Source organism: Qipengyuania huizhouensis (assembly GCF_019711635.1).
In the GTDB taxonomy this organism is placed as follows: Bacteria; Pseudomonadota; Alphaproteobacteria; order Sphingomonadales; family Sphingomonadaceae; genus Qipengyuania; species Qipengyuania huizhouensis.
Genome location: NZ_JAIGNT010000007.1, coordinates 43,494 through 62,516, shown reverse-complemented (window position 1 = coordinate 62,516; position 19,023 = coordinate 43,494). Strand labels below are relative to the sequence as shown.

17 protein-coding genes and 2 tRNA genes are annotated in these 19,023 nt (G+C 62.5%); 6 read left to right on the top strand and 13 right to left on the bottom strand.

Annotated elements, in window-relative coordinates:
* Positions 1 to 53: 53 nt before the first annotated feature.
* Positions 54 to 425, bottom strand: a complete 372-nt coding sequence (locus tag K3180_RS08040; protein WP_221539763.1) for a VOC family protein — start codon at positions 423 to 425, stop codon at positions 54 to 56.
* 119 nt (positions 426 to 544) lie between these two features.
* On the opposite strand from K3180_RS08040, the gene soxR reads away from it, so the two are divergent.
* Both soxR and K3180_RS08030 read left to right on the top strand, forming a co-directional pair.
* On the top strand, positions 545 to 982 hold the full coding sequence (gene soxR / locus K3180_RS08035; RefSeq protein ID WP_221539760.1) for a redox-sensitive transcriptional activator SoxR: 438 nt from the start codon (positions 545 to 547) through the stop codon (positions 980 to 982).
* 52 nt (positions 983 to 1,034) lie between these two features.
* On the top strand, positions 1,035 to 1,619 hold the full coding sequence (locus K3180_RS08030) for a protein-methionine-sulfoxide reductase heme-binding subunit MsrQ (protein ID WP_247710410.1): 585 nt from the start codon (positions 1,035 to 1,037) through the stop codon (positions 1,617 to 1,619).
* On the opposite strand, the gene K3180_RS08025 is transcribed toward K3180_RS08030, so the two are convergent.
* The 3 genes from K3180_RS08025 to K3180_RS08015 all read right to left on the bottom strand — a co-directional run bounded on the left by K3180_RS08025 (position 1,604) and on the right by K3180_RS08015 (position 5,487).
* Positions 1,604 to 2,110: a ComEA family DNA-binding protein gene (locus tag K3180_RS08025; protein WP_221539758.1), complete on the bottom strand. Its 507-nt coding sequence runs from the start codon at positions 2,108 to 2,110 to the stop codon at positions 1,604 to 1,606. The two genes, K3180_RS08030 and K3180_RS08025, sit on opposite strands and share 16 nt — an antisense overlap.
* Before the next feature lie 84 nt (positions 2,111 to 2,194).
* A complete protein-coding gene (locus tag K3180_RS08020; protein ID WP_221539756.1) occupies positions 2,195 to 2,725 on the bottom strand; it encodes a SixA phosphatase family protein in 531 nt (176 codons plus the stop codon).
* Positions 2,722 to 5,487, bottom strand: a complete 2,766-nt coding sequence (locus tag K3180_RS08015) for an ATP-dependent DNA helicase (RefSeq protein ID WP_221539754.1) — start codon at positions 5,485 to 5,487, stop codon at positions 2,722 to 2,724. The genes K3180_RS08020 and K3180_RS08015 overlap by 4 nt, the downstream gene beginning before the upstream one ends.
* An 851-nt stretch (positions 5,488 to 6,338) precedes the next feature.
* Here K3180_RS08015 and K3180_RS08010 point away from each other — a divergent pair.
* A complete protein-coding gene (locus K3180_RS08010; RefSeq protein WP_221539752.1) occupies positions 6,339 to 7,967 on the top strand; it encodes a lysine--tRNA ligase in 1,629 nt (542 codons plus the stop codon).
* Between the two features lie 9 nt (positions 7,968 to 7,976).
* Here the strand turns inward: K3180_RS08010 and K3180_RS08005 are convergent, their stop codons facing one another.
* Positions 7,977 to 8,645 (bottom strand): prolyl hydroxylase family protein, encoded by a 669-nt coding sequence (locus K3180_RS08005; protein ID WP_221539750.1) that lies wholly within the window; start codon positions 8,643 to 8,645, stop codon positions 7,977 to 7,979.
* 105 nt (positions 8,646 to 8,750) lie between these two features.
* Here K3180_RS08005 and K3180_RS08000 point away from each other — a divergent pair, with 105 nt between their 5' ends.
* A complete protein-coding gene (locus K3180_RS08000; protein ID WP_221539732.1) occupies positions 8,751 to 9,308 on the top strand; it encodes a cytochrome b in 558 nt (185 codons plus the stop codon).
* 91 nt (positions 9,309 to 9,399) lie between these two features.
* On the opposite strand, the gene K3180_RS07995 is transcribed toward K3180_RS08000, so the two are convergent.
* From K3180_RS07995 to K3180_RS07980, 4 genes are all read right to left on the bottom strand, one after another.
* Positions 9,400 to 10,398 (bottom strand): RcnB family protein, encoded by a 999-nt coding sequence (locus K3180_RS07995; protein WP_247710409.1) that lies wholly within the window; start codon positions 10,396 to 10,398, stop codon positions 9,400 to 9,402.
* A gap of 242 nt (positions 10,399 to 10,640) precedes the next feature.
* Entirely contained in the window at positions 10,641 to 12,425 is a 1,785-nt protein-coding gene (locus tag K3180_RS07990) for a sensor domain-containing diguanylate cyclase (RefSeq protein WP_221539730.1), read from the bottom strand.
* A gap of 246 nt (positions 12,426 to 12,671) precedes the next feature.
* Entirely contained in the window at positions 12,672 to 13,109 is a 438-nt protein-coding gene (locus K3180_RS07985) for an FKBP-type peptidyl-prolyl cis-trans isomerase (RefSeq protein WP_221539727.1), read from the bottom strand.
* A gap of 144 nt (positions 13,110 to 13,253) precedes the next feature.
* The gene (locus K3180_RS07980) at positions 13,254 to 13,529 is read right to left on the bottom strand and encodes a hypothetical protein (RefSeq protein WP_221539725.1); all 276 of its coding nucleotides are present in this window, start codon (positions 13,527 to 13,529) and stop codon (positions 13,254 to 13,256) included.
* Between the two features lie 238 nt (positions 13,530 to 13,767).
* Here K3180_RS07980 and K3180_RS07975 point away from each other — a divergent pair, with 238 nt between their 5' ends.
* The gene (locus tag K3180_RS07975; RefSeq protein WP_221539722.1) at positions 13,768 to 14,160 is read left to right on the top strand and encodes a CBS domain-containing protein; all 393 of its coding nucleotides are present in this window, start codon (positions 13,768 to 13,770) and stop codon (positions 14,158 to 14,160) included.
* A gap of 73 nt (positions 14,161 to 14,233) precedes the next feature.
* Here the strand turns inward: K3180_RS07975 and ettA are convergent, their stop codons facing one another.
* Positions 14,234 to 15,907, bottom strand: a complete 1,674-nt coding sequence (gene ettA / locus K3180_RS07970) for an energy-dependent translational throttle protein EttA (RefSeq protein WP_221539720.1) — start codon at positions 15,905 to 15,907, stop codon at positions 14,234 to 14,236.
* Positions 15,908 to 16,044: 137 nt separating this feature from the next.
* On the opposite strand from ettA, the gene K3180_RS07965 reads away from it, so the two are divergent.
* The gene (locus tag K3180_RS07965; protein ID WP_221539718.1) at positions 16,045 to 17,403 is read left to right on the top strand and encodes a M20/M25/M40 family metallo-hydrolase; all 1,359 of its coding nucleotides are present in this window, start codon (positions 16,045 to 16,047) and stop codon (positions 17,401 to 17,403) included.
* Here K3180_RS07965 and K3180_RS07960 read toward each other — a convergent pair.
* The 3 genes from K3180_RS07960 to K3180_RS07950 all read right to left on the bottom strand — a co-directional run bounded on the left by K3180_RS07960 (position 17,400) and on the right by K3180_RS07950 (position 18,958).
* Positions 17,400 to 18,743: an MATE family efflux transporter gene (locus tag K3180_RS07960; RefSeq protein ID WP_221539716.1), complete on the bottom strand. Its 1,344-nt coding sequence runs from the start codon at positions 18,741 to 18,743 to the stop codon at positions 17,400 to 17,402. The genes K3180_RS07965 and K3180_RS07960 overlap by 4 nt on opposite strands.
* Before the next feature lie 27 nt (positions 18,744 to 18,770).
* Positions 18,771 to 18,847: transfer RNA gene (locus tag K3180_RS07955), tRNA-Pro, on the bottom strand.
* A gap of 34 nt (positions 18,848 to 18,881) precedes the next feature.
* Positions 18,882 to 18,958: transfer RNA gene (locus K3180_RS07950), tRNA-Ile, on the bottom strand.
* Positions 18,959 to 19,023 lie beyond the last annotated feature (65 nt).

Here is a 19,023-nt window from a genome sequence, read left to right as displayed (position 1 = left end):
CACGCTCTTTCATGTGTTCTCGTGAGCCGAACAGCGGGCGGCGAGGCATGAACTCATTCATAGCTGACCACCTCGAATTCGATCCCGTCCCAATCGAAAAAATAGAACCGCCTACCCGGGTCGTAATCATCATGTCCGAAGGGCTCCAGGCCATGGCGTTTGACCACTTCTTCCGCCGCATCGAGATCTTCGACGGTAAAGGCGATATGGTTGAGCGGCTGGCCCTTGCGATATTCGCCCTTAACGTGCTCGCCAGTATAGAGCGCGACATAGTCATGCTCCGCGCCGACATGGACCGAGCGCCCGCCGAGTTGGGATGGCCCGCGCCAGCGTTCGTGCCAGCCGAGTAGATCGATCAACAACGCGGCACTCCGTTCCGGATCGGTGACCGAGATATTGGCGTGTTCGAGGCGTCCTTGTGCCATGATGCATCTCCTTGTGTCGCGCCGACCTCACAGAGACGCGGCGCTGGTTGCGATGCATGGGTATATGCAACCTCAAGCTAAGTTGAGGTCAAGCCTCACTTGCACTATCTCTGTAATCGATGAAAGCGAACGATCTCCTGCCGATCGGCGATCTTGCCCGCCGTACCGGTCTGTCCGTCTCGGCCATCCGTTTCTACGAGGAAAAGGGACTGGTCGAACCCCTGCGCACGTCCGGCAACCAGCGCCGTTTCCTGCGCAGCGACATTAGGCGGCTCAGTTTCATACTGATCGCGCAGAAGCTCGGACTGTCACTGGGAGAAATCGAGGATGCGCTGGCGGACCTGCCGCAAGGACGCACGCCTAACGCAGCGGACTGGAAGAAGATCAGCGGGGAGGTGCGGCAGCGGATCGATGCGCAGATTGCCGCGCTCGAAAAGGTGCGTGAGGATCTCGATGGATGCATAGGCTGCGGTTGCCTCAGCCTGAAGAAATGCGCGCTCTACAACGCCGGCGACAAGTGGGGTGAAGGCGGCGTCGGCCCGCGGGTCTTGCGGTAGGATGCCGGACCTACCATAGCGTGATGATGCCCGTGCCAAGCTGGATGTCGTCTTGAAATCGATCCTGAAATCCCGGCCATTTCTCTGGCTCGTCCTTGCTCTGCCGGGGCTCTGGATCGGCTGGCGCTGGCTCATGACGCCTGACGAGTATGGATACGGCCATGCCATTAGGGAGAGCGGAGATTGGGCCGCGTGGCTACTGATGGCGACGCTTGCGGTAACGCCGATCAAATTGCTGTTTCGCAAGCAGGGATGGGCGATCTGGCTCATGCGGCGCCGACGCGATCTGGGTGTGGCCAGCTTCGCTTATGCGGCGGGGCATACGGTGATGTATTTGTGGAAGAAGGGATCGCTCGGGCTGGTTCTCGCCGAGCTCGATCAGGACTTCATCCTCGTCGGCTGGCTGGCCTTGGCGCTGTTCGTGCCGCTGGCAGTGACCTCGAACGATCTATCGATGCGGATGCTCAAGCGATCATGGAAGTCGCTGCACCGGCTGGTCTATCCCGCGGCGGTGCTGACCTTCCTGCATTGGGTCTGGTCGGCATTCGACCCGACCACGGCCTGGATCCACGTGGGTATCCTGGCCGTGATCGAGTTGGTGCGGATCGTGATCCAGTGGCGTCAGAGAGTGACGTAGCTGCGGAAGCGGGCGACTTCGGCCTCGTCGACATACTTGCCGATCTCGCGGTCGAATTCGGCCATGTCCTCATAGGGACGATATTCGAGGAATTCGTGGACCATCTTGTCGGTCATGCCGGGGATCAGCTTGATGTCGGCTTCGCTGGCGGTGTTGAGGTTGACCGGAACGAACAGCGTTTCGCGCACAGTGGCCGCCTCTTCTTCGCTCAGCGTTTCGAGGAGCTTGGCATTGAAGGCGCTGACGTTTTCATAGGGCTGGCCGGCAACGATCGCTGCTGCGAGTTCGGTGGACATGCCTATCATTCCGGCAAGCTCTTCCTCGGTTGCGGTGTTGGCATCGGCCACACTGTTCGGGGCCTCTGCCTCGGCAGAGTCGGCCACCGGAGCTTCGGCGGTCGTGTCCTCGGCGGCTTCGTCATTTCCGCCCGAACAAGCGGAGAGAGTGATGGCTGCGCTGGCAAGCGCGGTAACGATGGAAATCTTACGCATAGAAATGCTCCTCTTACTGATAAGTATTCGCATTAGCGGAATGTGCGTAGAATGAAAGGGGAGTTTCGGCAATCCGCGTGTTGCCTATCCGTGCTCGGGACCAAGTTCTGGATCGAGATCGCGCGGTCGGGCGAAATGCACCAGCTTGCCGCAGCCTGGCGCCAGGTCGGCCCAGTCGTCTATGTCTAGTTCGAATACTGCGAAAGCAGCGGTGGGAAACTTGACTTTGGCCTCGTCGAACAGGGCGTTTTCGTTTCGGGGGGAGACCAGTTCGAAAACCATGTCGCCGAAACCCGGATTGTGGCCTGCCAGCAGCAGGCGGTCCGCATCGCCGCCCTGTTCACGGATCAGGTCGCAGATCGTTTCGGTGGAGGCGAGATAGAGACTGTCCTCCCATTCCGGCTCGGGACCGATGTCGGCCTCTTCAAGGGTCGTCTTTACCCGCTGCGCAGGGCTGGCGAGCAGCTTGTCCCATTTGACGCCGTGATCGCGGATATGCGCCCCGATCAGCTCGGCCCCCTTGCGACCACGCCGGTTGAGACCCCGGTCGAAATCGCGCTTGTCGCTCTCGCCCCAGTCGGACTTGGCATGACGCAATAATCCCAGGACTTTCACTGCCGTTCGTTCTCCGTTGGCGTTTCTGCGGCTTGCGCTGCGGGCTCTCCAACACCGTTCGTCACGCGCTGTAAAGCTTCCGCAAGCGTCAGGCGTATGACGGGTGTACCTTCGGGGAAAGCGGAAAGCAGGCGGCTGGGAAAGGCTGGCGATAGAACGACGAAATGCCCGAAATCCTCGCGGCTGCGGATCAACCGCCCGAATGCCTGTGCCAGCCGTGCACGAATGATGCGATCGTCGTATTTCTGCGCGCCCCCTGCCTCCTCGGCTGCGGCCGCGCGGCGGGCGCGATGCAGGATGGTGGGGCGGGGCCAGGGCACACTTTCCATCACCACGCAGCGCAGGGACCGCCCGGGCACGTCCACTCCGTCGCGCAGGGCATCCGTGCCGAGCAGGCTGGCGCGCGCATCGTCACGGAAAATGTCGGTCAGCGTGCCGGTATCGATCGGATCGACATGCTGCGCGTAAAGCGGCAGCCCGGCCCTGGCGAGGCGATCCGCAATCCGGCCGTAAACCGCACGCATCCGGCGGATTGCAGTGAACAGGCCCAGGACGCCGCCGTCGCTTGCCTCGATAAGCCGGGCATAGGCACCCGCCAGGGCGGGAATGTCTCCGCGTTTGATATCGGTGACGATCAGCACCTCGGCGCGGCTCGCATAATCGAAAGGGCTGTCGGCCTGTGCGGTTTTCGGCACGAGATCGAGATGCGCCGCGCCGCTCTTGGCGATGGCCAGCGGCCAGTCGTGCCCGCTCTCGTCGCGGTCGGTCAGCGTTGCGCTGGTCAGCATGACACCGTGCGCGGGCTCGAGAACCACCTTGGCGAAGGGTTTCATCGGGTCGAGCCAGTGCCGGTAGAGCCCGACATCGAATTCGCGCGCATCGTTGCGGTCGACGGCCAGCCAGTCGACGAATTCCTCGTCCGCGGGCCCGCCCAGCCGGCCCAGCAGCGCTTCCCATGCCGCGATGAGGTCGATCCGCCAGGCGAGCGAATGGCGCGCACCCTCGATCCGCGCGCGGTCCTGTCCGTCGAGCCAGTCGGGCGCATTTTCCATTACAGCTTCGAGCCGTCCGGCAAGCTTCAGCAGCGGCTGGCGAATTTGTGCCAGCGCCTGCGCGGCAGTGCCCGCCGCTTCCACCAGTTCGCCCGGAAGCTGCGCGGTCTCGGTCTCGATGCCGTAGCCCGCTTCCTGCCCGCTTTCATCACGGGCGTAGGTGACGGCGCGAACCTGGCCCAGAAGCGCCTCGAGCGGACCCGACGGCGCACCTTCGGCGAGTCTTCCCAGCCAGCCGTCCGAAGGGAGCGCCTCCGCTGCCTCGACTGCGGCCTCTACCGCGTCGCCGCCCGCCTCGTCATAGCTCGCGACATCGGCAAGTCTTGCGGCAAGCCCCCTCCGGCGCCCGCGCGAATTGCGTTCGGGCCCGATGATCCAGCGCCTTAGTTCGATAGCTTCCTGCCCGGTCAGCGCGGCGGAAAAGGTGCTGTCGGCAGCGTCGAAGACGTGATGACCCTCGTCGAAGACGATGCGCGTAGGGCGGCTTGCCACGTCGCGGCCCCGTGCTGCGTTGACCATCACCAGGGCGTGATTGGCAATAACCAGATCGGCCTGCGCGGCATTGCGCGCACTGCGTTCGATGAAACATTTCCGGTAGTGCGGGCAGCCGGCATAGACGCATTCGCCGCGCTGGTCGGTCAGCGCCGCGATGCCGCGTTTGCGAAACAGGGTCCCGAGCCAGCCGGGCAGGTCGCCGCCGATCATGTCCCCGTCCTGCGTATAGGCAGCCCAGCGCGCCACGAGGTGTGCGAGGATGGCGGCGCGGCCGGCGAAACCGCCTTGCAATGCATCCTCCAGATTGAGCAGGCAGAGATAGTTTTCGCGGCCCTTGCGCACGACTACCGGCGGCGAACCGTCCTCGCGCGTCATCGGCCAGGCCCGCCCGCTTTCGCGGCGCAATTGTCGCTGCAGGTTCTTGGTGTAGGTGCTGACCCATACCGTCCCGCCGGAGGCTGCGGCCCAGAGCGAGGCGGGGGCGAGATAGCCCAGCGTCTTGCCGATGCCGGTTCCCGCCTGCGCGAGTAGAACGTGCGGGCGTTTTTGCCGGTCGCGCGGGGCGAAGACGCTTCCCGCGCCGCGTGCGAATTGTCGCTGGCCTTCGCGCCGTTCCGCCCCTTCTCCGGTCAGTCGTTCGAGATGCGCCTCGATCTCCGGTTCTTCGATCAGGACCTGTGCGGGCTGTGGCCGTTCCGGAGTCTCCTCCCATTCGGGCAGCCGGGTGAACAGCCATTTCTCGGCCTTTTCCGGCTTGCGCACATGAGGGGCGAGGACATTGGCCCAAGGCCAGCGCAGCCGGCTGAGCGATTGCAGCGAGGACCACGCCCCCTCCCGTTCGGCCCAGTCTTCCCGCTCACACTGCGCCACCAGAGCGCCTGCCGCCTGCTGCAAGAGCAACGGCACGCCTGCATCGTCTTCCGGTTCGTCGAGGTTCAGCGCATGCGCCAGGCCCTTGGGCGTGGGTACGCAGAACCTTGCGGGATGGACGAAGGCGAACAGTTCCAGCAGATCGAGTCCCGAAAGGTCGGGATAGCCGAGCCGACTGGCCACGAGCGGCGCGTTCATGAGTAGCAGCGGCGTATCGGCCGCGGCCATGACCGCTTCACCCTTGGAACAGCCGCGCGTCGACCCGTTCGCATCGCGCAGCCAGGTCCCCGCGTGGCTGGCATGAAGGGCAGGTAGGGGTAGCGCCTGGATCACGCTTGAGACCATGAAAGCGGCAGAACGAAAAGTAAACAGAAGCGCGCAGCAATGTGCCGGAGGTCATTCGGTTCACCGCAAGGAGTCGGCAACCGGTCCCGATTTCCACAGTGGAAAGGGATTAAAAACAATATGTTCCTTGTTCCTGAACAGGTCATTACAGGAACTGTGGCAAAACTATGCCCGTTCTTAGAGGCATGACCAGACCCGGACACATGAGCCGCAAGCCGCGGATCGATCTTAGCCAATATACCAATATCTGGCCCGAACTGCGTGGCTGGAGACCTGCGACTACCTGATTTGTCTCCCGACCCTCCCTAGGTGTCGCAGCGGAAGGGGCGTCCACTACCGAGTTGGGCGTCCCTTTTGCGCGTCGGACAGGGACGGCGAGGAGGCGGGAGGCATCCTCCATCCGGCATCTCAACAGAGTGGGTGGAACGACAAACCACCTGGGGAGTTGGACTCCCGGCGCCGGGTCGCAGAAGCGCCGGGTGGCCTGCCGTCCCGCAATCAGTGTACGCGGAATCGAAAGTTATTTCCTGCTCAAGATGCGACGGGTCCGTTTTGGGACAGCACGCTTGGGATGGGGTCGTGCCGATGTGACCGCCCTTGTTGGTCAAACTGCTTTCAGCCCTTTGAACCCAGCAGCTGTCCTACACCCCCCAGGCGAAGTATCGAGCTGGAATGGAAGACCGCTTCTCCAATAGAAAGCCGCCGTTGGAGGTCGCAGGCTGCCCGCCGGTTTTTCTTCCTTTGGACAGTGGTCCATGTGGTCCATGTTTCAGTTTTCCTGCCGCGTAACTGAATGCCGCGACTCTCTTCGCACTTGCAACAGGAACGCGGTTCGGCGAGAGGCATCGTTCATGAGCATAACCGATCTGATTACCGCCGCCCGCGTGTCCAAGGCCTGGCCGTTCCAGGAGGCGCAGCGGCTGCTCAAACGGTATCCCGATGGCGTGAAGCCCGATGGCTCACCCGTCCTTTTCGAAACGGGGTATGGCCCCAGCGGCCTGCCGCATATCGGCACCTTCCAGGAAGTGCTGCGCACCACGCTGGTCCGCCGGGCCTTCGAGGCGATGATCGGGGCGAAGCCCGAAGACGGCAAGACGCGTCTCGTCGCCTTCTCGGACGATATGGACGGGCTGCGCAAGGTGCCCGACAATGTGCCCAACCGCGAACTGTTGCAGGAAAACCTGCATCTGCCGCTTTCGCGCGTGCCCGATCCCTTCGAGAAGGGTCATGAAAGCTTTGCCGCGCATAATAACGCAATGCTGCGCGCCTTTCTCGACCGCTTCGGGTTCGACTACGAGTTCATTGCGTCGAGCGATGAATACAATTCAGGCCGTTTCGACGATGCGCTGAGGCAAGTGCTGCGCAAGAACGATGCGATCCTCGACATCATGCTGCCCACCCTGCGCGAGGAACGGCGCAAGACCTATTCGCCTGTCCTGCCTATCTCGCCCACCACGGGCCGCGTATTGCAGGTGCCGGTCGAGGTGGTCGATGCCGAAGCCGGTCTCGTGCGCTTCACCGATGAAGACGGCACTGTCGTCGAACAGTCGGCGCTGGGCGGCATGAGCAAGCTGCAGTGGAAGGTCGACTGGGCTATGCGCTGGTATGCGCTGGGCGTCGATTACGAGATGTACGGCAAGGACCTGACCGACAGCGGCGTGCAGTCGGGCAAGATCGTGCAGGCGCTGGGCGGTCGCAAGCCGGAAGGGCTGATTTACGAACTGTTCCTCGACGAAAAGGGCGAGAAGATCAGCAAGTCCAAGGGTAACGGCCTGACCATCGAGCAATGGCTGACCTACGGCAGCGAAGAGAGCCTGGGCTTCTACATCTTCCCCAACCCCAAGAGCGCGAAGAGCCTGCATACCGGAGTGATCCCGCGCGCGGTGGACGATTACTGGCAGTTCCGCGAACGGCTGGCCGAACAGGAACTCGACAAGCAGCTGGGCAATCCGGTGTGGCATCTCGCGCGTGCCAATGGCGGGTTCGAAGGGGCAGAGGCGCCGGGCGCGGGCGACAGCCTGCCGGTGACCTATGGCCTGCTGCTAAACCTCGCCAGCGTGCTGGGTGCCGAAGCGAGCGAGGCCAGCCTGCGCGATTATCTCGAAAGCTATATCGGAGCGGGCCGTGTCACCCCCGAGCTAGAAGTGCTGATCGGTACGGCGGTCGCTTATACGCGCGACTACATCGTGCCGACGCTGGACAAGCGTGCGCCGACCGCAAACGAAGCGGAGGCGTTGAAGGCACTCGATGCCTATCTGGCCGAAGCAGCGCTCGACACCAGCGCGGAGGACCTGCAGACGCAGGTGTACGAGATCGGCAAACGCGAGGAATACGGCTTCGAAAGCCTGCGTGACTGGTTCAAGGCGCTTTACCAGACACTGCTCGGCAGCGATCAGGGCCCGCGCATGGGCAGCTTCATTGCACTTTACGGGATCGCAAACAGCCGCAAGCTGATTGCCGAGGCGCTGGCCCGCGCCTGACGTCTTCGGTCAATTGTGCTTGCGCGTGCGGTACCATTTGGTGAGCACGTATTTCGAGCCTTCGATCACCGGCGTGCCGGCGTGCATCGTATCCTCGTTCGGTGAACCGTCGGGCTTGGCATTGTTCCAGATCAGCAGCACGCCCGGATTCGGTTCGATCGAGGCGCCGACATGGGTGAAATGCGTGTGTCCGCCTTGGGGTACGGTGTTGAGGAAGGCCATAGCCGTCCAGCACCGCTGGCCACCGCGCTTGCGCTCCAGTTTCCAGTATTCCTGGTCGGTATAGAACCAGTCGTTATGCGGCTTGAATTCCTGCCCCGGCAGGTAGCGCTGACCCTGGATCGCCTCGCCGGTCGCGGGGTTCATCCCCAGGAGGTCGTCGATCCGGCGCGAGACTCCTTTTACGAACGGGTCGTGCGGATTGAAATTGCCCGAATAGGACGTGCGGAACTTCTCGATATAGGCAGTTTCGTGCAGCTCGCTGGGCCGGGCCACCACGTCGATCATGGTGATGAAGCGGCGGCATTCCTCGGGCGTGAGGAAGTTCGGCACGGCGAAAATCTCAGCAATGTCGGTCGGCACTTTGTAGATATCAGGATCGGCCTCGAGCCGCTGGCGCACCTGTGCGCCGATACGCTTGAGGGCGTCCTGGTCGGGAATCAGGGCAGTCTTCGTCATACCCATAGTGTTAGCGATGCGAAGGCGTCTCGCAACCAGGCATCTTGTGCGAAATCAACTTCCAGCTAGTTTCAAGCTCATCCAACGGGACGGGAGCCTGCCGATATGACCGATACAGCCACTGCACGCCGTTACTCGACTGGCGCGATGATCTTTCACTGGGTGATTGCCATTGCGGTGATCGTCAACTGGCGGATCGTCGAGAGTGCAGAGCAGCTTGAAGGAGCGGCACGTGGAGCCGCGATGGGCAATCACATGGCGCTGGGGATTACTATCCTCGCGCTTACCATCGGGCGGCTACTCTGGCGGTGGACGCATCCCGTCCCGCCGCTTCCGTCCGACCTCGCCAGATGGGAAGCGATCTTGGCGCGCACGGTCCACATTATCTTCTACGTCCTTTTGATCGGGCTCCCGCTGGGCGGATGGATTGCCAATTCGCTGGCCGGGCGCGAAATCGACATGTTCGGCTTGTTTACGATCGCGCCACTGCCATTGGGCGAAAACGAGGACGCGGCGAAATCGATCTTCGGCCTTCATGCGACGGGCGGCAGCATCTTCATCTATCTCATCGCGCTGCATATCCTGGGCGCGTTGAAGCACACCTTTTTCGACAGGAACGGTGGGATCTTCCGCATGCTGCCCTTCGGCAAGGTGCCCGGTTGACGAAAAACCCCCGCCGATCGCTCGGCGGGGGCCTGTTACCTCCTGCAGTCCACTCTCACGCCGCAAGAGGCGAAGGAAAGTCTGGAAAGCCTTACCAGAAGAAGTCGTGGATCACGTCGACGACTTCGCCGGAGTAGATGTCGACCAGCAGCACGTCGTCGTAATAGCGTACCCAGCGATAGGGGCCGTAGACTTCGGGCAGGCGATACTGCCACGGATCGTTGATCCAGTAGCGGCTGCCGAAGAAGAGGCTGCCGAGACGGAAGCCGATATTCAGGCGCCGATAGCGATAGTCGCGATAGGGCGCGTAATAGCGGCCGATCCGGTAGATGCTTCGGTTGGTCTGGCGATAACGGTTCCAGTCATAGCGACGGTCGGCGCGCCAGCGACGCTGGTCCCAGCGGTTGTAGTCGTGCCAGCGGCGGCCGTCGTAATAGCGGGAGCGGCGATCGCTGCGGTGTTCGGTCCGGCGAGCGTCGCGATATCCGTTGCGATAGGAATCGCGGCTGATCGACCGGTCCTCACGCGCGTCGCGGCGACGTTCGTCACGCCGACCCTCGCGATAGGCCTCGCGACGGTCTTCACGCACCTCGCGGCGGTTCTCGTTCCGGCGAACATCGCGATAGGTACGGTTGCGATCGCCCGAATAGGTGCGATTACGCTCGTCGCGACGATTGTCGTTGTTACGCCGGTTCCACTCACGGCTTGAACGCTGTTGTGCCACTTCCGCGCGCCTTTCGCTGCGATTTTGTTCGCGGCCCCGCCTGTCCGAGCGGTTTTCGCGCGCCGCGGCTGCCCGCTGGGCAGCGGCTCGAACGGCCTGTTGGCGTTGCGTATCGCGGTTGTCAGTACGCTGTTCGCGGCGATTGTCGCGATTGTCCGCGCGCTGCTCGCGCCGGTTCTCACGGCGGTCGCTGCGGCGTTCCTGACGTCGTTCGCTACGAAGCTCAGAGCGGTCGCCGCGGTCGCGCTGACTCCGTTGTTCGGACGAATTCTGTGCCGCCTGGGCGGGGGCGGGGAGGGCGGTGACCGCAATCGCAATCGCGAGAGCGCTCAGCGCACTGCCTTTCATCAGTTTTGACAAAGTCATGGAGCGTATCCTTATGGCTCGATAGCCGCTCCACACCTGCGGCCTGTTTCAATGTCACATCTTGTATCAAACCGGCCTGACCCGAAACTGAACCGCACCTGCAGGCATTTGTTCAGGTTTGTATCGAAAAAAATGAATGCAAGTCATCAGGAGTTCCGGAAAAGACAGAACGCCACTGACTTACGGCTGGGGCGCCGATCTTTGCCTTTGCTCGACGGCGGGTTTCTGCATGGGCGATATTGTCATGCCGTGTGCACGGCATGCCTGTTGCGGCCCGCATCCTTGGCTTCGTAGAGCGCCTCGTCCGCAGCTCTCATGAGATCCTGCTCGTCCCATCCGGGCCGCAGTTGCGCGACCCCGATGCTGAGCGTGACATCGACTTGCCGATCCCATTCGATTTTCGCCAGTCGATCCCTTCTCGCGATGCAGCGTTCTTCCAGTTCGGAAGGGGTGCGTTCCGGGAAGACGAAAAGAAACTCCTCACCGCCCAAGCGGCCCACCGAATCACTGTCTTGCGTCTCTTCGCAAAGGATATCGGCGATCTTCTTGAGTACGAGATCGCCATATCCGTGACCGAACCGGTCGTTGACTGTCTTGAAGTGATCGATATCGATCATCGCCACGGACAGGGGCGTGCCTCTCTGCAGGGACTCGTCCATTGCTTCGGCGAGGTTTGTCAGGATGCAGCGTCGGTTGGGCATGCCGGTCAGCGGATCGGTTGCAGCCAGCGACCGGACCTCGGCGGCTTCACGCTCGGCGCGCGCGCGCGCCAGTTCAAGCTGTCGCATCGTTTCGGCGCGCTCTGTCACGTCGAGCATGGTTCCGAAAAGTGCAGTAACATGGCCATGTTCGTCGGTCTGGACGTCGCCACGACAATCGACATGCACGATATCGCCCTGCGCGCGTTCGATGCGCGACTCGAATGCGAACGGCAGCCCATGAGTGGTAGCTTCGATGATGAATGCGCGAACCCGCTCGCGATCTTCGGGTAGGTGGAGCGAAATCCATTGCTCGAAACTCGGCTGTTCGTGTTCGGCGAATCCGCAGATACGCAGCGCCTCGCGTGACCAGTGAACCGTATTGTCCACCGGGCCGAATCGCCAGTGGCCGACCTTGGCGGCTCGTTCTGCCGCTTCCAGCCGGGCAGCATGTCCGGCGATGGTGGCAAGATCGTTCTCGCGCTGGGACAACAGATAGGCGAGAGGCATCGAGGATGCCAGCAGGGCTACGAGGTAGACCTGGAAGAACAGTACCTGCTCTTCAGTCGTGGGGAAGAACAGCGTTACCGGGCCTGCGCCCTGTGCGGTAAGGATTGAGCCGATGGTGGCGATGATGACCAAGGCGCCTGCAGCACCACTGAGGCGGAGGGTGGCTGTAGCGATGGCAATGGCCATGACCGGCAGGAACAGCAGGGGGATATCTGCCTGGCCGAAAGCCGCGACGCTCAGGATAGTGACCACCAGCATTGTCCAGAGCGACTTGAGCGAAAACAGTTCGTGCCGGTTGGGAGGATCGGTGGCGATGAAAAGTATCACCGGCGACACGATCAGCATGCCGAGCGTCACAGTGCTCGCCCAGGACGAGAGGAAAGCAAAGGCGAGATTGCCGGACAGGATGCCGGCCATGAGAGCGCTCATGAAGCCTGCGAAAACCGCAGCGAGGCCGAAGCGGGCCATGTTCCAGGGGCGCGACAGGGAGAGCCTTCCCGAGGAGCTTCCGCCCATGAGGAGGAAGACGAGATAACCTTCGACCAGATTTGCGATCGTGTAGCCGGATGTCGCGAGAAAGCTCGACCCGGCCCAAAGGTTGGAGATCATGCTGGCCGCCGCGACCCAGGCGGTCGTCATAAGGCGGCGGCGGCGATCAAAAAACAACAGGGCGGCTATGAAAATGCCGCTCGGCGGCCAGACGGCAGCAATCCCGTCCGCTCCCTGGCTGAGCTCAAGGGCGATATGGGCGCAAACAAGCCAGGCGATGCCAAAGAACATCGGCCAACCATAGTAACCCAGATCACGCGATTTATTCACGTATCCCCCCTTGTGGCGACCCTCTGCACAAGGACCGGCTCTCAGCCTAGTGTTTTAGTTACTGGAGCTTAACCGCGCCTGTCAAAGCTTCCGAGTCCGCGTGTGGGCACTTCTTTCTGCTCGATCCGGGAGGGCGCGGCACGCGGTGGACCTTCGCGCATCGCCTCGATCATCCGCGCTAGCGGTTGCTGCCCGGGTAGGAAAGCCGGGCGGGGCGGCTGGCGCGCAGCCGCCCCGGGAACGGGTTCAGGCAGCCTGCTTGATGTCGCGCAGGGTGAGGTCGAAGGTCACGTCCTCGCCGGCCAGCGGGTGGTTGCCGTCGGCCTTGACCACCTGTTCGCCCACTTCGAGGATGTAGAGCGTCAGCGGCGAACCGTCCTGCGCTTGGGCCTGCATTGCCATGCCCGGCTGCGGGGCCGGTTCTGCAGGCAGATTCTCGCGGGGAATGTCGATCACCAGTTCCTCGCGGCGCGGGCCGAAGGCCTTGTCGGAGGGAATCGCGACCGACTTCTCGCTGCCGACTTCCATGCCGGTCAGGGCTTCTTCGATCTGTGGGAAGATCTGGCCGCTGCCGAGGGTGATTTCCTGCGGTCCTGCCTGTTCGGTATTGCCGACGATCTCGCCGTCGCCCCGCTTGAGGACGTAGTCGATGGTCACGGTGTCACCGTTGTTGGGAGTTGTCATGGGAGTCCTTCGAATTTCGTGTTCGCGGCGCGAATGGGCCGCATGGGAAACGCGCCCGCGTGTCGAGCGCCTCGCGCGCGATTCTGTCAAAACATTATGGGGTGAGTCAAATGAAGTGGCCGTTCGTGAACGGATCGAAGGTTTTCAGGAAAGATGCAGCGGTTCTTCGTCCAGATGCCAAACACCCTGCCGATCCCGCATCAGCCTGCCAAGCAGCCGGTTGCCTTCCCACAGCTTTACACTGCGGCGTACGCCCTCGGTCTCGAGAAGCGAAAGGGCAGTAGCGGGATTCTCGCTGGTGAACTCCAGGCGTTTGGGCTGTCCGAGATCGTCATCTTCGAATTGAAGCGAATAATGCGGCATGTCCGGCCTTTCGGGAAACCCGCAGGCATCTCCGGGTATCCAGAGCTGGTGTGACAACTATGGGTTTAGATCATGTGTCTAGCATTTCGGACGGTTAATCTCAAATAGCCCCGGGCCTCCTGTATGTGGTTTGCGGTGGGCCGGTCGTTTGCCGGGACGGATACGCGTTTGCAAAGATGCCGGTCTCGGTACGAGCTTGAGAAATGCACTGCCGCGGTGTACCCTCTTACCGGGAACACCGTTTTCAAAAGAGTTTCCACAGGGATCGATAGGGGCCAAACCAACGAGCGCCAAAATGATCCCAGCAGACATCATTCAAACAGACTTTCCCAAGGTTTCGCCGATATGCCTCGTCGAAGAAGCCGCCCGCATCATGCGGGACCATGGCCAGCACGCGCTGCCGGTTGTCGAGCGCGACAGGCTAAATGGCGTCATCGCCTGTGAAGATATCGTCTATCGGGGCATCGCGGACGGCATCGACTGGTTCTTCGCTCATGTGGAAGATTTCATGACTGCGGAACCCAAGGCTGCGTTTGCGTCATCTTCGGTTGCCGAAACGAAAGCTCTGCTCGATGCCGAAAGGCTCGACTGGCTACCGGTTCTCGACGAGAATAGGAAATACGTGGGCGTGATCCGCTTGCAGTCTCTGGAAACTCTGGGCACCGCCCCTCAAAGCGCGCTCGCCTGAAGCCGGTGAGAGCGAGTCCATAAGAACAGGACGGGGCGCGAGCTGATTATCAGCCCGACGCCCATCATCCTTCTCAGCGGGTCAGCTTCTTGTACGCCAGGCGCGTCGGGCGATCGGCGGCGTCGCCCATGCGGCGGCGCTTGTCTTCTTCGTAGGCTTCGAAATTGCCTTCGAACCATTCGACGTGGCTGTCGCCTTCGAAGGCGAGGATGTGGGTGGCCAGTCGGTCGAGGAAGAAGCGGTCATGGCTGATGACCACGGCGCAGCCGGCGAAGTTCTCGATTGCCTCTTCCAGCGCGCCCAGCGTTTCCACGTCGAGATCGTTGGTCGGTTCGTCCAGCAGCAGGACGTTGCCGCCCTCCTTCAGCATCTTGGCCATGTGCACGCGGTTGCGTTCACCGCCAGACAGCTTGCCGACGTTCTTCTGCTGGTCCGCGCCCTTGAAATTGAACGCGCCGACATAGGCGCGGGTGCTGGTGTCGTGGCCGTTGACCTTCATGTAGTCGAGCCCGTCGGAGATTTCCTCCCAGACGTTGTTCTTCGGGTTCAGATGATCACGGCTCTGGTCCACGAAGCCGAGGTGGACGGTGCTGCCGATTTCGACCGTCCCGCTGTCGGGGGTTTCCTTGCCGGTCAGGATCTTGAACAGCGTCGACTTGCCCGCGCCGTTAGGCCCGATCACGCCGACGATGCCGCCGGGGGGCAGCATGAAGGACAGGTCTTCGAACAACAGCTTGTCGCCGTAGGCCTTGGAGATGTTCTTGGCCTCGATCACCTTGCCGCCGAGGCGTTCGGGCACCTGGATGACGATCTGCGCCTTGCCGGGCTTGCGGTCCTTCTGGCCTTCCTGCAGCTCTTCGAACTTGCGGATACGCGCCTTCGACTTGGTCTGGCGGGCCGCGGGCGTCTGGCGGATCCATTCCAGTTCGCGCGACAGGGCTTTCGAGCGGCCCGATTCCTCGCGGCTTTCCTGTTCGAGGCGCTTGGCCTTCTTTTCCAGATAGGTCGAGTAATTGCCCTCGTACGGATAGTAGCTGCCGCGGTCGAGTTCGAGGATCCATTCCACCACATTGTCGAGGAAGTAGCGATCGTGGGTGATCATCAGCACCGCGCCCGCATATTCCTTGAGGTGGTTTTCCAGCCACTGGACGGATTCCGCATCAAGGTGGTTGGTCGGTTCGTCCAGCAGCAGGATTGACGGCTTCTGGATCAGCAGGCGGGTCAGCGCCACGCGGCGCTTCTCACCGCCCGACAGATCGTTGACGGGCCAGTCGCCGGGAGGGCAACGCAGAGCTTCCATCGCAACTTCGAGCTGGTTGTCGAGTGTCCAGCCATCGACCGCGTCGATCTTGTCCTGCAGTTCCGACATCTCGGTGCTGAGCGCATCGAAATCGGCATCTTCCTCGCCCATTTCCATGCCGATCTGGTTGAACCGTTCGACCATGTCGGCAATGTCGCGCGCGCCGTCCTTGACGTTTTCGAGCACGGTCTTGGTCGGATCGAGCTCGGGCTCCTGCTCCAGATAGCCGACGGTGATGTTCTCGCCCGGCCATGCCTCGCCGGTGAAATCCTTGTCGATGCCGGCCATGATCTTGATCAGCGTGGACTTGCCCGCACCGTTGGGGCCGACGATGCCGATCTTGGCGCCCTGGTAGAACTGCAGGTTGATGTTGCTGAGTACCGGCTTGCTGGCACCGGGGAAGGTCTTGGTCATGTCCTTCATGACGAAGGCGTATTGCGCGGCCATCGGGCGAATCCTTGGATGTATCTGCGAGAATGGGAGAGTTGGTGCGCCAGATAGTCGCGCGAGGGGCGATGAGCAAGGCGGGAGAGACAAATGGTCGGGGCTTGGCAAACGCGCCGGGGCTGTTAGCAAGCGGCCCCATGAAAAGGTCGCTCATCGCGCTTGCTGCGCTCTCGCTCTCCGTTCCCGCCACTGCCGACCGCGCCGACGAGGCGCTGGAAAGCGATACGATCGCGTGGGATTTCGTCGAAGGCATAACCACCGAAGTGGGTCCGCGCATGCCGGGCACCGAGCAGGAGGCGAGGGGGCGCGTCTGGGCGATGGACTGGCTGCGCGCCAACGGCTTCGCCAATGTCGCCGACGAACCTTTCGACATGGAAACATGGGTTCGCGGCGAGGAGCGGGCCGAAGTGACCGCGCCCTTCGCCCAGCCGATGGCGATCACTGCACTCTCGACATCGAGTTCGACCGGCGCCGAAGGGATCGAGGCGGAAGTCGTCTATTTCCCGCACTATTCCGACCTCGAGGCTGCGGCGCCCGGAAGCCTCGTGGGCAAGATCGCCTTCGTCAGCCACGATATGCGCGCATCGCAGGACGGCTCGCATTACGGCTTTGCCGGTCCGGCGCGCTGGACTGCGCCTTCGCTCGCCGCGAGCAAGGGCGCTTTGGCGACCGTGATCCGCTCTATCGGCACCGATAACCACCGCGTCCCGCACACCGGGACCACGACTTTTGCCGAAGGTGTGGAGCCGACGCCCGCGGGCGCGTTGTCCAATCCCGATGCCGACAATCTCGAACGCATGTTCGCCAGCGCCGAGGGCCAGCCGATCCGCATGAAGCTGGTCATGACCCCGCGCGATCTGGGCACGACCCGCAGCGGAAACGTGGTGGGCGACATCGTCGGCCGTGACCCCTCGCTGCCGCCGGTCCTGCTGGCCTGTCACCTCGACAGCTGGGATATCGGCACCGGCGCGATCGACGACGGGGCGGGCTGCGGCATCATCGCGGCTGCGGCAATGCATGTGGCGGCGCAGGGCCAGCCTTTGCGCACGATCCGCGTGCTTTTCGCAGGGGCGGAGGAAACCGGCCTTTGGGGCTCGGAAGCCTATGCCGTCGCCCATGCCGACGAGCCGGTGTTCGTGGGGCTGGAAAGCGATTTCGGTGCGGGCCGAATCTGGCGGCTGGAAAGCAATTTTACCTCAAGCGATGCCGCGCTGTATCGCCAGCTTGCAGCAGCAGTGGCGCGTTTCGGCGTGGCACCGAGCGGGATTGTGGCGACCGGCGGGGCAGACCTCAATCTGGTGCGCCAGCAGAAGGGCGCATTGATCGATTTGCAGCAGGACGGCACGCGCTATTTCGACCTGCACCACACGGCGGACGATACGCTGGACAAGGTCGATCCGGCCGAGCTTCGCCAGAACGTCGCGGTGTGGACCGCCGCTGTAGCGGTGCTGGCCAATCACGGCGAGGATATCGTCCTGCCGACAGCGCCTCGTTAGGTCCCCGATCTTCCGAAGTGCCGGTTTAAGAGCGAAGGTAGGAAAGCCAGCTGTAATGCTGCGCGGACGATCAGGAAGAGACTGAAGGATAGCCACAGACCGTGACTTCCCAGCGGCCAGCTGAGCCACAGGGCCACGCCGTAAACGATTGCTGCGCCGACCATCGTCAGGAACAGGCGCTGCGTCCAGCTCGCACCGACATAGACGCCGTCCAGTACGAAACCTGCGAGGCCAAGGAAGGGTATGACGATCAGCCACGGGGCGAGGTCCTGCGCTTGCATCCGAACCGCTTCCGTTGCGGCAAAGCTTGCCAGTATCGGATCGGCAAAGAGCGCGAAGCCCAGTGCCACCAGCGCAGCTGCCGCCATCCCCCGCAGCAGGATCGCCCGTACATAGGCTACGAAGCCGGACCGGTCATGAGCTCCGGCGCGTTCGCCATTGAGCACCTGCGCGGCATTCTCGAACCCGTCGAGCAGCAGGGCGGTGAAGACGAACAGCTGGTAGATGATGCCGTTGGCGGCCAGCACCACTGCGCCGCGCTCCGCAGAAAGCCGGGTAAGACCTGCCAGTGCGATGACCAGTACCAGAGTCCTCAGGAACAGGTCCCGGTTGACCGACAGAAAGGGGCGAAGTTCAGCCAGCTTCGCGATCCCGCCAGACCGCGCCCGCGCTATCAGGGTTTTGCCCTTCGCGCCCGAAAGCAGGATAGCGGCCAGCACCGCCAGCTTGGCGAATTCGGCGATGAAGCTCGACCAGCCGATCCCGGCAATGCCCCACTCTAGCTCCAGCACGAACCAGAGGCCAAGGCCGACGTTGAGCAGATTGTAGGCGACTTCGACGAGCAGGACCGTCCGCATCCGCCGCTGGCCCACCAGGAAGCCGATGGCGGCAAAGTTGGCCATGACCGCAGGTGCGCTCCAGTAGCGGATATCGGCATAGACGCCGGCTGCCTCGCGCACTTCCCCGGTTGCGCCGAGCGCATCGAGGGCAAGGGGCAGCAGCAGAGGCTTTACCAGCAATAGGATCGCGGCGATCGCCAGCCCGACCAGCAGCCCGCGCAGAAGGACGGCAGCCTGCTCATCGGCGCCCGAGCGGGTGCCTGCCTGCGCGACCAGCCCGGTCGTCCCGGTCTTGAGGAAATTCATGACGGTAAAGAGCACGGCGAACAGCCGCGCGCCGATATCGACCGCGCCCTGTGTCGGTGCATCGCCGAGCCGCCCGACGATCCACATGTCGCCGATGCCGATCAGCGCAGTGGCGACATTCGTGACCATGGCGGGCAAGGCGATCGCCCAGATCGCGCGGGTATCCAGAGGCGGGGAGGCAGTGCTCGCTGTCACTATCGCTCCTCCGGATTTATCGACGTGTGGTCGGGGAGACAGGATTCGAACCTGCGACCCCTTGTACCCAAAACAAGTGCGCTACCAGGCTGCGCCACTCCCCGACACATACGTCGATCTTCATGCCGGACGGCGGGTTGGTAGGCCCGGCAGGACTCGAACCCGCGACCTAGCCGTTATGAGCGGCCAGCTCTAACCAACTGAGCTACGGGCCCCCGCCAACCGTCCGAGAAGGCGAAAACGCCGCCTAGCCGCGCTTCAGGCCAAGGGCAAGCGGCGA